The sequence below is a fragment of the Halomonas sp. IOP_6 genome, assembly GCF_021151565.1.
Classification (GTDB): domain Bacteria; phylum Pseudomonadota; class Gammaproteobacteria; order Pseudomonadales; family Halomonadaceae; genus Vreelandella; species Vreelandella alkaliphila.
The window spans coordinates 47,786-60,747 of sequence record NZ_JAIRBO010000001.1 but is presented as its reverse complement, the minus strand read 5'-3'; the positions used below and the strand labels follow the sequence as shown (position 1 = coordinate 60,747).

Annotated in this window: 11 protein-coding genes; 6 read left to right on the top strand and 5 right to left on the bottom strand. The window is 52.2% G+C overall.

The annotated features are described in order from the left end of the window. Window positions 1-119 precede the first annotated feature (119 nt). Together K7H08_RS00280 and K7H08_RS00275 are read right to left on the bottom strand one after the other, a co-directional pair. On the bottom strand, window positions 120-824 hold the full coding sequence (locus tag K7H08_RS00280) for a pseudouridine synthase (RefSeq protein WP_198349757.1): 705 nt from the start codon (window positions 822-824) through the stop codon (window positions 120-122). Then, complete coding sequence (locus K7H08_RS00275) at window positions 824-1,639, bottom strand: amidohydrolase (protein ID WP_231656908.1); 816 nt, start codon at window positions 1,637-1,639, stop codon at window positions 824-826. The genes K7H08_RS00280 and K7H08_RS00275 overlap by 1 nt, the downstream gene beginning before the upstream one ends. Window positions 1,640-1,711: 72 nt before the next feature. On the opposite strand from K7H08_RS00275, the gene rarD reads away from it, so the two are divergent. Continuing rightward, the gene (rarD, locus tag K7H08_RS00270; RefSeq protein WP_231656907.1) at window positions 1,712-2,620 is read left to right on the top strand and encodes an EamA family transporter RarD; all 909 of its coding nucleotides are present in this window, start codon (window positions 1,712-1,714) and stop codon (window positions 2,618-2,620) included. On the opposite strand, the gene K7H08_RS00265 is transcribed toward rarD, so the two are convergent. Then, on the bottom strand, window positions 2,591-4,246 hold the full coding sequence (locus tag K7H08_RS00265) for a methyl-accepting chemotaxis protein (RefSeq protein WP_231656906.1): 1,656 nt from the start codon (window positions 4,244-4,246) through the stop codon (window positions 2,591-2,593). The two genes, rarD and K7H08_RS00265, sit on opposite strands and share 30 nt — an antisense overlap. A gap of 229 nt (window positions 4,247-4,475) precedes the next feature. On the opposite strand from K7H08_RS00265, the gene K7H08_RS00260 reads away from it, so the two are divergent. The 5 genes from K7H08_RS00260 (at window position 4,476) to K7H08_RS00240 (ending at window position 9,802) form a co-directional block, all read left to right on the top strand. After that, a complete protein-coding gene (locus tag K7H08_RS00260) occupies window positions 4,476-6,176 on the top strand; it encodes a SulP family inorganic anion transporter (RefSeq protein WP_231656905.1) in 1,701 nt (566 codons plus the stop codon). A gap of 106 nt (window positions 6,177-6,282) precedes the next feature. Then, a complete protein-coding gene (locus tag K7H08_RS00255) occupies window positions 6,283-7,413 on the top strand; it encodes an MlaE family ABC transporter permease (RefSeq protein WP_231656904.1) in 1,131 nt (376 codons plus the stop codon). Further along, window positions 7,413-8,237 (top strand): ABC transporter ATP-binding protein, encoded by an 825-nt coding sequence (locus tag K7H08_RS00250; protein ID WP_095603295.1) that lies wholly within the window; start codon window positions 7,413-7,415, stop codon window positions 8,235-8,237. The genes K7H08_RS00255 and K7H08_RS00250 overlap by 1 nt, the downstream gene beginning before the upstream one ends. A gap of 6 nt (window positions 8,238-8,243) precedes the next feature. After that, window positions 8,244-9,185 (top strand): MlaD family protein, encoded by a 942-nt coding sequence (locus K7H08_RS00245; protein ID WP_038483988.1) that lies wholly within the window; start codon window positions 8,244-8,246, stop codon window positions 9,183-9,185. Continuing rightward, the gene (locus K7H08_RS00240) at window positions 9,182-9,802 is read left to right on the top strand and encodes an ABC-type transport auxiliary lipoprotein family protein (protein WP_120386990.1); all 621 of its coding nucleotides are present in this window, start codon (window positions 9,182-9,184) and stop codon (window positions 9,800-9,802) included. The genes K7H08_RS00245 and K7H08_RS00240 overlap by 4 nt, the downstream gene beginning before the upstream one ends. Here K7H08_RS00240 and K7H08_RS00235 read toward each other — a convergent pair. Beyond that, window positions 9,776-11,641 carry a protein kinase domain-containing protein gene (locus tag K7H08_RS00235; RefSeq protein ID WP_038483983.1) on the bottom strand — a complete coding sequence of 622 codons (1,866 nt, stop codon included), beginning with the start codon at window positions 11,639-11,641 and terminating at the stop codon, window positions 9,776-9,778. The genes K7H08_RS00240 and K7H08_RS00235 overlap by 27 nt on opposite strands. A 63-nt stretch (window positions 11,642-11,704) precedes the next feature. Next, window positions 11,705-12,961 (bottom strand): 2-oxo acid dehydrogenase subunit E2, encoded by a 1,257-nt coding sequence (locus K7H08_RS00230; RefSeq protein ID WP_038483980.1) that lies wholly within the window; start codon window positions 12,959-12,961, stop codon window positions 11,705-11,707. Between the last annotated feature and the right edge of the window lies 1 nt (window position 12,962).

The window sequence follows — 12,962 nt, the reverse complement described above, 5'->3', positions numbered from 1 at the left end:
TGAACGCAGAACACAAGATAACGGTATAAAAATTAATTACTCATAATAAAAACGCCCCGGCCTTGGCACGGGTGTGCTGACCGGGGCGTTTTATCCACTAGCAGTGACGCTAAGTGTATTTAGAAGCTGGCAATTTCTTCAGGCGTTAGCTCCCGCCATTCACCAGGTGCTAGGTCATCTGGCAAGACCACATCACCAATCGAACGGCGATGAAGCGCATTGACGTGATTACCTAGGGCTGCAAACATACGCTTCACTTGGTGATAGCGCCCTTCTGTAATGGTCAATTCCGCTTGCTGAGGAGTAATAAACCTCAACACAGCAGGTTGCGTTGGCGTTTCTTCACCATCCAGTAGAAGTCCTTCCTCTACTTGGTTAATTGCCCACTCAGCGGCGCTACCTTCCATAGGCTCTGCCAACTCTGCAATGTATACCTTGGCACAGCGATGGCGCGGCGAGGTGACACGATGGGACCATTGGCCATCATCAGTGAGCAATAACAAGCCGGTGGTATCTACATCCAACCGCCCTACCGGCTGCAGTCGCTCTACTTTGGGTAGATCAATGAGGTCAATCACCCTTGGGTAGAGCCCACGGCGTGCAGTGCACTCTACTTCCAGCGGCTTATGCATCATCAGGTAACGCAACCCAACCAGCGCTAGCGTCTCACCGTTGAGCTTTACTTCGTCGTTCTGGGTGTCAACTTGGGTCGCCGACTGCTTGATGGGCTCGCCATTCAGGGTCACCTCGCCATTTTTCAACACACGCTTTGCTAGGCTGCGCGTCAACGGGGTTGTTTCACTCAAAAAGCGATCAAGGCGCATTATTGACCCACTCCTGGCAGAAGCGAAAAGCGGTCGGCATCTTGCCAGGCAGGAAATTTTTCTCGAAAAGCATCTAGGTCCGTTTTATTTAGCGTCCCCGTTTCAATAAACGGAGAGTTTGCAGGGTGGTCGATCAGCGGTTCCCCTTTGAAATCGACCAGCATGGAATCGCCGCTATAGGCGAGTCCTTTGGCATCTTCACCGACGCGGTTGACACCCACTACGTAAACTAAGTTTTCAACTGCACGCGCTTGTAAAAGCGTGCGCCATGGGTGACGCCGGGGTGCAGGCCAGTTCGCCACACACAGCGCGGCATCATACTCGAAATGTTCGCCCTCTGCTGGCTGCTGGCGCATCCAAACGGGAAACCTCAGGTCATAGCATACGCTCAATAGCAGCCTGAAACCTTTCAGTTCCACTATTTTCCGGCTGTTGCCCATACCATAGCGTTCATGCTCTCCGGCCATACGAAATAAATGGCGCTTATCGTAGTACTGCAAGTCGCCGCTGGGGGTAGCCCATACCATACGGTTGAAGTATTGCCCTTCATCGACAATTGCCACGCTGCCGGTCATTACACAGCCTCTCGCCTTGGCCTGCGTCTGTAACCAGGCAACGCTCTGGCTCGAGTTCATGGGCTGGGCCATTTCCCGTGAGTTCATGGTGAAGCCAGTCGCAAACATCTCTGGCAACACAATTAAATCGGTATCGCGGCTATCTAATTCGCCTAATAGCCGCTCAAGATGCGCATGGTTGGCCTGAGGATCTTCCCAGCGCAAATCGCACTGCACTAAGCTCGTTTTCAGTTGACTCATGCCATGTCTCCTTTGCATCAGTGTGTTCGTCAATTATGTGCTAGATTAGCATTTTTAATTAATGAGGCTGCTATGTTTCCACCCGCATCAAGGGATCCTGAAGCGGTCAAGGGCGTTATGTTCGGCTTAACGGCCTACACTATGTGGGGCTGCTTCCCACTATTTTTCGCTCTGTTTGATGGCATTCCCGCATTTGAAATCCTGATACATCGGATTTTGTGGTCGTGCCTTTTCCTGGTCGGGTTAATCAGCATACTGCGCCGCTGGACGCCAGTGGTTAGCGCACTTGTTGAGCCCAAGCGCTTAGGGCGCGTACTCGCTTGCGCGTTACTGATTGCCTTTAACTGGGGTCTCTATATCTATGCTGTTGAAAGCAAGCAGGTGTTACAAGCCAGTTTAGGCTACTTTCTAACGCCGCTGGTAAACATTGCCTTGGGCGTGCTGGTGCTACGCGAAGTAATGGCTCGCCTCCAGCTGGTTGCCCTCGGTTTGGCAAGTTTAGCGATTGCAATCCAGTTCGTGATGCTGGGCGAACTGCCCTGGATCAGCCTGTTGCTAGCACTCAGCTTTGGTAGCTACGGATTATTTCGCAAGCAAGTGCCTCTTGATGGGCTTTCAGGCCTGTTTGTAGAGACGCTGTTGCTATTCCCACTAGCACTGATAGCGCTCACTTGGCTCAGCTGGCAGGGGGAGTCTCACTTTATTCATAATGTGCCGATGACCGCCCTGCTAATAATTAGCGGCGTATTAACTGCCCTGCCCTTGATGGCCTTTGCTGGGGCTGCACGACGCTTACGGCTGGCAACGCTAGGGTTTCTGATGTATATCAATCCCAGCATTCAGTTTTTGATTGCAATCATTATCTTTGGCGAGCCTCTAGGGCTCATCCAGTTAGCGACCTTTGTGATGATCTGGGCGAGCTTAGCGCTATATTCCTGGTCCTCTTGGCAATCACGTCCGCGCCAGAAGGTGGCTACCTGAGGCTAGTTCTTCCACTGGTTTTTCAATCACCACTGCACTGGTGTCATTTGTCTTTTCAGGCTGGTAGCCCACGCGAAAGCCTCCCCAGTGCTTACCATTAATGTAAATGGGAACCGAAAGATCGTGCATGATTTCGCCAGTGTCACGCTTATAGGTTTGTAGCAGCAACGGTTTCTCATGGGCGCCGCAACGACTGCCCGTCGGATCATCAAAAATGCGTTTGCTGCGGCAATACTTAAGATCGTGATCGTAATCACCGATGGGCTCGCGGCTAACGGCTGAGTTATGGGTAGGCACATAGCCGTTGCGGTCACATGCAATGGCGTAACTCAACCCGTGCTCAGTAAGCAACGGTTCTTGCAAGCTGGGTAACTGTAAGTCCGTGAATGCATCAAAGCCTGTGTGGTAAAGCGGTGGCTGTGTCCCTGGCATGACCCTGTAATCAGGCTGGAACAGCGACGCTTCTGATAACTCACCGGAGGCAATGGCCTTTTCAAACAATTTACCAATACGGTTCGCCGCTTGACGAGCAACACTAAACACATGCTGATGACGCCCCTGTAAACGCTGCTGCGCCAGCTCGCCATCAACGCCTTCTGCAGCTTCCATTAACGCCCGAGCTTGCTGAGCTAAATCGCGCATATCGCGATTGCCCTCATCTACATCGTCTTCAAGCTGACGTAAGCTATCAGCAACTGTTTGGCTATGGACTTTAGTGCTTTCCATTGCTTCTGCGACGCTGGTGATTTCCTGCTCAACTTGATCGAACTGTTCTGTGATAGTGGCAAGACTACCGCCCACCTGCTGCATCCCTTGGGAACGCTCTCTGATACGGTTCATCAGCACTCCCATGGTACCAACAACACTTTGGCCACTCTGGTGCATATCTTTAACAAGCTCATCGACGCTTTGTGTCGCCGTTGACGTCTTCAGTGCTAGGTTGCGCACTTCGCCCGCGACAACCGCAAATCCTCGTCCATGCTCTCCCGCTCGAGCTGCCTCAATAGAAGCATTGAGTGATAGCAGGTGCGTTTGTTCTGCTATTCCCTCAATCATCGACGTCACATTGCGGACGCGCTCAATTTTGTCGTTTAGCGCCGATAGCATTTCCAGCGCCTGATCAGAGCGCTCGGAAACATCACTCATATCGCCAATAATATCAGCCAGCTCATCATGATTGTGATGACTTGCCTGACGAGCGCTCTCGGCAAGCGAAGCGACATGGGTAGCACTGGCACTCACTTGCATAATGGCAGCATTAATAGCGTTCATACTCGATGACGCGTCACTGGCCATGGCTTCCTGCTTAGTAAGGCGTTGCGCCATAAGATCAGCGTAATGAGAAACTTCTGCCGAGGCGATAGCAGTGCTACTTGCTCGGTTCATCAACCGATAGGCCATCGCGCGAAGCGCACCATAGTCGCGAATGGGCTTGAAACCGTGAATGGGTTTTGTCAAACGCGCTTGATCAGCTGAGTAAACCGACGTAATCGTTACGAGCATTAAACCTGCACCAGCCCCCGTTGCCAACAGCAGCGTGACATAGGGAAAAGCACCAGATTCAGTCATCATCCAAACAGAAACACCTAGCACTGCCAAGGGCACTAATAGCCAAAGTAGTCGCATGTGGGGTACTCTTTTTTATTTGACGTTATTGAGCAGTCAATCAATAAAGAAGGAGCGATTAGCCACTTTTCAGTCAGCTTAACGGGTTATGCTAATCAATGAAGTAGCACTTTCGGGTCAGAACATGCTTTTGTTTGAAAGCAAAGGCAATCATTGCCCACACAACACGTTAAACTGACGGACTCACCAGTGGTTGGGGTTTAAAAAACAAAGCTGACGACAGGAGCTTATGTTCAAGCGCTATTTTCCTATTCTTACATGGCTGCCCCACTACCATAAGCGCCTGCTAGGTGCCGATATATTAGCGGGACTCATCGTAACCGTAATGGTGATTCCGCAGTCATTAGCCTATGCCCTACTTGCCGGTTTGCCCGCGGTAGTAGGCCTATATGCCAGTATTTTGCCGCAACTTCTGTATACCTTTTTAGGCACAAGCCGCACTCTAGCCGTAGGGCCAGTGGCCATCATTGCATTAATGACGGGTGCTGCGCTCTCTTCTGTAGCAACGCCCGGCAGCCCCGACTATTTGCAAGCTGCACTGGTACTTTCATTACTTTCTGGCGGTATATTGGTGGCAATGGGTGCTCTTAAAATGGGCTTTTTTAGCAATTTTTTGAGCCATCCGGTTATCTCGGGCTTTTTAACCGCATCGGGCATTCTGATTGCTGTTAGTCAACTGGGAAGCCTAATAGGCATCTCCAGCAGTGGCTTTACTCTGGTAGAGCGTGTGATAACCCTCTTGCCTAATCTCCCCACCTTTAACCCCTATACGCTTGTAATCGGTACTGGAACGCTGTTTTTTCTCGTTATGATGCGGCGTTTTGGTAAGCAGAGCCTTAGTGCTATTGGTTTGCCTAGAGCGCTCGCCGAGTTAATCACCAAGGCGGGTCCTGTCTTTGCGGTGGTTATTACCACGCTGGCTACTTGGCATTGGCAGTTGGCTGACCAAGGCGTTGCCATTGTCGGCGCTATTCCCAGTGGGCTACCTGCGCTAAGCTTTCCCTGGGGAGATACGTCACTATGGCGTGCCCTGTTCATCCCTGCGCTACTCATTAGTTTGGTGGGGTTCGTCGAGTCTGTTTCCATGGGGCAAATGTTGGCAGCGAAACGGCGCCAGCGTATCTCTCCTAACCAGGAACTGATTGGCTTAGGTGCCGCTAATCTAGCCGCAGGGTTTACCAGTGGCATGCCGGTCACCGGTGGCCTTTCGCGCACGGTCATCAACTATGATGCTGGGGCACAAACACCCGCGGCCGGAGCCTTTGCAGCACTGGGAATAGCCTTGGTAACGATGGCGTTTACTGGCTGGCTCTACTACCTGCCGATTGCTACGTTGGCCGCGACAATTACTGTGTCTATTTTAACCCTGGTCGATATCCCCATGTTGCGCCAAACGTGGCGCTATTCTCGCAGCGATTTCGCTGCGATGGCCGTCACCATTCTGCTAACCCTAATTGAAGGTATCGAAGCAGGCATCATCGGTGGCGTGAGTCTCTCTATCGCGTTATTTTTGTATCGCACCAGCCGCCCCCATAGCGCGTTGGTTGGCCGGGTTCCGGACACCGAGCATTTCCGCAATACCGAACGCCACGATGTTGAAACCGTCAGTAATGTGGCGCTACTGCGAATCGACGAAAGTCTCTATTTTGCGAACGCCCGCTACCTTGAGGATACCGTTTATAATTTAGTTGCCAGCTATCCTGAGCTGGAGCACGTCGTTCTTATCTGTTCAGCCGTTAATTTAATTGATGCATCAGCACTCGAGAGCCTGGATGCGATCAATGCGCGCTTAAAAGACTCCGATGTAAAACTTCACCTGTCAGAGGTGAAGGGCCCTGTCATGGATCAGCTCAAAAAAAGTGATTTTTTAGAAGCCCTGACCGGGCGCGTTTTTCTTAGCACTTATGCTGCATGGCGCGAATTTTCATAAGCATGATTTTTATAAGCTTAACGAAGCAGCTTTAACTAAGATTTGTTTGAATGCATCATAGACTTCTAAACAAGCGCATCGATACCAAGAGCGCAAAGGAGTGGGGATGCCAAGCGAGTGGATAGCGCGTCATGATCAAACAGTAACCCTTAAAGGCGAGTGGACGCTTGCCAATTATCGCCTTATCAAAGCGGCGCTTCAGCAAAGTGAAACTCAAACTGAGCTTGGCAAGCCAACAGATGCGTCGGTTTCACTAGACGCAATAACTCGCCTTGATACCGCTGGTGCCATACTCGTTGTGGAGCTGATTGGCGTTGAGAAAGCGCAATCGGTAGCGGATTGGGCAGCAGAACTGCCTAAAGAGCAGCAGGCGTTGCTGGTGCGTATTGCCGAAGCCATGGAAGCACCGCTGGACGTTGATCCTCCTTCCTATTCGCGCATTAGCCAAGCGCTTGCCAGCGTGGGTCAACACATGGTGGGGCTATGGTCCCAGCAGCGCCAGCTGTTGGCCTTTATTGGTCTCGTCGTGGCCACCCTCGTCCAGCTGATATTGCGGCCACGCCACTGGCGCTTAACGGCCACCGTGGCCCATATCCAGCAGAGTGGTCTTAATGCCGTCCCCATCGTCGCGCTACTCACCTTTATGGTGGGCGCCGTGGTGGCTTTCCTTGGCGCTACCGTTTTGCAGGATTTTGGCGCCACAATTTATACCATCGATCTTGTGGCGTTCTCATTTTTGAGAGAGTTCGGCGTTCTGCTTGCTGCGATCCTACTCGCGGGACGAACCGCCAGTGCCTTTACTGCCCAAATTGGCGCCATGAAATCCAATGAAGAGATAGATGCCCTGCAGGCTCAGGGGCTTGATCCTATCGAGCTTTTGGTGCTCCCACGGGTAATGGCGATGTTAATTAGCCTGCCCATGCTCGCCTTTGTAGGTATGCTCAGCGGCTTAGCGGGCGGCGCCATGGTCACCTCTCTGTCACTGGATATTTCACTTACCCAGTTTATGGCCACGCTGCAAAAAGATGTATCGGTGACACACTTTTTGGTAGGACTAAGCAAAGCCCCGGTGTTTGCCTTCGTGATCGCCGTGATCGGCTGCCTGGAAGGCTTTAAGGTCAGCGGTAGCGCGCAGTCGGTGGGAGAACACACCACCTCAAGTGTCGTTCAATCGATTTTTATGGTGATTCTAATTGATGCCGTCGCCGCGCTATTCTTTATGGAGATGGGCTGGTGATCAATTCAGATAAACCGACAGAGCAAAACGACTTACCGGTCATTAAGGTTCGAGGCTTGGTGAACCGCTTTGGTACTCATGTGGTGCACGAAAATTTAGATCTGACCCTTGAACGCGGGGAAATCCTCGGCGTTGTAGGTGGTTCTGGTACCGGCAAATCAGTGCTGTTACGCAGCATCGTCGGTTTGAAGCGCCCCAATGACGGCATGGTTGAAGTCCTAGGCACAACGCTTAACGAGCTTAACGAGGCTCAGCGCAGTCAAATAGAGCGACGCTTTGGCGTGCTGTTTCAGCGCGGTGCGCTGTTCAGCTCGTTGAACCTGCAAGAGAATATTGCCCTACCGCTAATTGAACATGCCAGGCTACCCCGTGAAGACGCCGAGCATCTTGCCAGGGTCAAGTTATCGTTGGTCGGGCTTCCGCCACAGGCCGCGCTGCAGTTTCCTGAGTCGCTGTCTGGCGGCATGGTCAAGCGCGCCGCCCTTGCCCGTGCCTTAGCGCTTGATCCTGACATCCTGTTTCTTGATGAGCCCACGGCAGGGCTTGACCCTATTGGCGCGGCGGCCTTCGATCAGTTGCTGGTCACCCTTCGCGATGCGTTGGGGTTCAGCGTATTTCTGGTTACCCATGACCTGGATACGCTCTACGCTGCCTGCGATCGGGTCGCGGTACTCTCACAGAAACGTGTGCTGGTGGTGGATACCATCGATAAAGTGGCGGATACCGACGATGAATGGATTCAAGACTACTTTCACGGCCCGCGTGGTCGAGCCGCTCAGCGTGCTCATACCGCCTTTTCAAATAACGCAAACGTCCAGGAGTGACTGCACATGGAAACCCGCGCGCATCACGTTTTGATAGGTTTGTTCACACTGGGAACCGCCGTCGCAGCACTGCTGTTTGCGCTATGGATGAGCTATGCCGCCGGAGAGCGTAACTATCAACCTTACCGGATTCTGTTTGAGCGCAGTGTTAGTGGTTTATCAATTGGCAGTAAGGTGCAGTACAACGGCATTGAAGTTGGCGATGTTACCGAGCTGACACTGAACCCTGACGACCCACGCCAAGTTATTGCTAGTGTGCGAGTCTATGAAGACACCCCCGTCAAAACAGATACTCGAGCAAAGTTAGCCTTTGCCAGCATTACCGGCAGCATGTCGGTTCAGCTGTATGGAGGCACCCCAGAAAGCCCCCGCCTAGTAAACCAAACGGACAGTATGGCACCGTTTATCAACGCAGACCCTTCACCGATTGCCACGCTATTTGATGAAGGCGAAACAATGATTCAAAACATTAATTCTATTCTGATAAACGTTAATGAACTATTTAATGACGGCAATCGTGAACAAGCCGGCACTATTTTGACGAGTATTGCGCAGATCACAGAGATGATCGCTTCACAACAAACAGCGCTTGATCAAAATATGGCACTGTTCGGCGAAGTGTCACGCCAAGCCACAGCGACCCTTGAAAGCATCGATACGCTTAGCCTCGAGGCGACACAGCTATTGCGACAAGATGGTCAGCAAATGATGCGAAGCGCTGAAAGCGCCAGTCGTGATGTGGCCAGCGCCGCGCAACGAATTGAACAGCTCGTTAACGACAATGCCGATGCTGTCGATAGTACGCTGCAGGGGGCACAAGACATTGCTCCCGCACTTTCAGCCCTACGTTCTACACTAACTAATCTTGATCGTATTACTCGCCAGCTTGAAGAGAGTCCCGCAGACTTTTTCCTGGGCCGGGATCAGGTAGAGGAGTTTCGTCCATGAGCTTGCGCTCTACGTTTAGCATCGTCACATTAGCGGCGCTTGTATTAAGCGCCGGTTGTTCAATACTGCCCGAAAGTAATCCCGCAACGCTCTATCGGCTGCCATCGTCTGCCACGCAGTCTGAACACATGGCTGCCCCCCTCCCCGTAAGACTAGGCATTGCTACCCCGGGGGCAGGCCACTTGCTGAACAGCAATCGTATTGTGGTATACCCAGAAGGCAATGTAGTCAATGTCTATGAGGGGGTACGCTGGCATGAGGACGCCCCAGAAATGCTTCAAGCGCGCTTAATTTCTGATCTGCAGCAGCGCCAGCTATTCACTGGCGTAAGTAGCGACCGATTGCCTCACGATATACTGCTACTGAGCGAACTGCGCCATTTCCAAAGTGAGTACGACACTTCCCCACCCAGTATTCATCTTCAATTAGATGTCCAGCTTGTGAATACACAACACCGAAAACCACTGGCTGCGACTAGTTTTGTTATCCGCACCCGCGCGGATAGTCCAGAGATTCCGGACGTCGTGAATGCGTTTGGCGCGGCTAGCGATGCGCTAGCGGAGCAGCTTTCAGCATGGGTTGCGGCGCAATCAAGCACTCTGAGAACCGCCGATTGACGGCGTCTTTCTTAAAAAATCACGCGGGTCTTTAGGATAAAAATGTTCAGGCTGGCACTCTAAATGGGTAAAAAATCGCGTGTCTTTGTAAGGCATTTTCATAAAGCCGGACACGCCTAACCCCTCGATCTGGCTTACAGACGCCAACATCTGCGCCAGCAAAGCCCGAAACTCGGCCTCCCGGCTAGGGTCCAGAAGCCGATAATAGCTATGAATTTTAAGATGCTTTGGTAGTGACTCAAAGATAATCATGCCGGTGTGATGAATCTCATTCAGCCGTTGCAGTATGTGCATAATGGTGTCCGGTAGGACAAGTAGCTCTTCTGGATCAGGGCCGTCTTCAAAGTAGCTATGCTGGCGAGTGAGGTCTTCCATTTCTGGAACCGCGCTCAGCTCGTAGTCAATCGTGGTGCCAGGATCACAATGAAAAGGCTCTTCCGCACTCGCGCGCTCTAAATGCAGCGTTTGGCGGGCATTAAACAAGCAGCTTTTAAACACCCCTTGGCGATGGATGGCTCGCGCCAAGTGCACCATATTGTTGACGGCTTGAATAAACGCTGGCTTTAACGCGGGATCGTGTAGGTTAAGTGAGGAGTCTATATAGACGCCCTCTCGCTCCCAGCGTACTGCTAAACCACCGACAACCGGGTATTTTCCTAAGCGACTCACCGAGGCCAAAAACGCCTTTTCGGTTTCCCCCATGCCCTGCATAAATTGCTTGTAATAGCGGTCTAACTGCACATCATTGACATCATTAAGTGTCTCTTCCGCGTTCGCTTCGCGCAGAAATGCCTTCCGAGAGCTGTAAACGACCGTATCAATCTCTTGGTGCGCCGCACGGCCCCAGACAGGCACTAGCGGTGTTTGTATTGGCGTGGGCAAATCTAACATCACCACTTTGGCCATGCGGGACATCGCCTGTAAATAGTGATCCCCTGCTTTATGGCGTATGTGGGGGTCGGGATCCAGCATACCGTCCAAGGTGCGGGCAAACTCCAAGGGTAGCCCCAGCGAGCTAGCGGGAATGGCACGATGACCAAAGCGGCAAGATTGCGCAGAAGCTAATGCATATAGCGTTCCTGCGGCCCCTTGCTCATCGAAACGGGGCGATGATAGCGCTCCATTTAGCTGCTCTTCACCAATAAAGTAGACATCGCCCAGCCGGGCGTTGGTTTGCTGCAGATTGTCGGACATTAATTCCATCACGTTTGCCCCGACAAATTGGAGCTTTTCGTCTAACTGGGCAAATACGGACGATCCCCAGTCAATCAACGCAATGGACTCGGTATCTGGATCAAATACCAAATTTGACGGTTTGATGTCGCCATGCACAACGGGACGTGCATTGGGCCCCGTTTCGCGGCGCAGTGCAGAAAGAATATCGGCCAACTGGTCGGCAATGCGCACCACTAACCGCGGAGAGAGACGGCCTTCTTTCAGTGACACCTGTTCAAGGTTCCAACCAGGCGCACGCTCCATCACCAGAATGGACTGGCCTCGGGAGCGTTGGTAAGCCACAAGCTTTGGTATGCGGGGATGGGAAACCTGATCAAGCATAAACGCCTCTTCTTCAAGGCGTTCTTGTAAATGAGTCGGTAGCGTAATACGTGAGAATTTAAACACGTAGTGGGCAGGCACATCTTGGTGTTGCGCGCTGCCCGCAAATACAAAGCCATAGGCACCTTTACCCACCAGCTCAATCCCCGTGTAGCCCAGCTGGGCGAGTTGTGCCTGACACAGTGCTACCCAGTCTTTAAGCTTACGAGCATCGTGATGGCTGAGTAGATATACCGACTGCTCTTCCGGTATATAAAACTGCTGGAGCGGTGCCTGAGACATTTCTCATTCCTTGCTAACCAACTTCTGGCTATTTAACCTCTTGCTATTCAATGTCTAGCAACCTTAGCCCAAGTGCAGCAGCATGGTTTCAGGCGCTTCCAAATAGCCTTTCCAAGCATTGCAGAACCTAGCGATAGTACCACCATCAATAAAGCGGTGATCGCCTGCCCAGGTGATGGTCATAATGGCTCGCCGCTGAACTTCTCCTTGCTCATCGAAGCGCGGTAACCACTGAGTTTTACCGATGGCGACGATGGCGGCTTCCGGCGCGTTAATGATAGGCGCTGCATACGTTCCACCCAGTGCACCAATGTTAGAGATACTGATGGTGCCACCTTTAAGATCAGCCTGATCGACACGCCCTTCGCGCGCCGCTATGGTTAATCGCCCTACTTCACGGGCAATGTCTAGTAACGTTAGACGCTCAACACCTTTCACATTGGGCACCAGCAAACCGGCTTTGCTATCCACCGCCATGCCGATATTGCACTGTTCGTAGTAGTGCAGCTCGTTGGCTTCCGCGTTTAGCTGGGCATTGATGATCGGCGCCTCAGTAACCGCTAGCCCCATGGCTTTCATGAAAAAGGGCATAAGTGTTAGCCGCTCACCAAGCGCCTCGACCCGTGGCTTTAGACGCTCGCGCAGCGCCAGCAGATCGGTCACATCGATCTCTTCGCCATAGTGGAAATGCGGGATGGAGCTGGCTGCCTCAACCATTCTTTTCGCCATCACCGCGCGCACACCGCGAAGCGGTTCGACGCGAGGCAACTGTGCTCCTTGGGTGACTTGCGATGGTGCTTGGCTAGGATCAGCAGAAGGTTGATTCAGGTGCGCCAGCACGTCTTCTTTTAATACCCGGCCATCTTTACCACTGCCAGCAATGGCAGTTAACTCAAGTTGATGTTCACGAACAAGACGTCGCACGGCTGGGCTGGCAGGTATTTTGCCGCTGCTGGTACTAAGGCTGCAGGTACTGGATGCCACAGCGGCTTGCTCAACCGCCTTGGCTGAGCCACTGTCAGCGTCAGCTACAGGTGATTGAGGCTCGTTAGCCTGTTCCGTCGCGCCCGCTTCTTGGGTGTCATTTTCTGCTTGGTAGGCATAAAGCGGTGCGTGTACTTTGGCAATTTTGCCTTGGGCAACATAAAGTTTGGTGACCACGCCTGCTTCGGGAGCGGTAATTTCCACTAGCGCTTTATCAGTCATCACCTCGACAATCGGCTGATCTTCCTCAATCCGATCACCCTCCGCAACGCGCCACTCCACCACTTCACATTCAACAATGCCTTCGCCGATATCCGGCAGCATGAAATCGCTCATT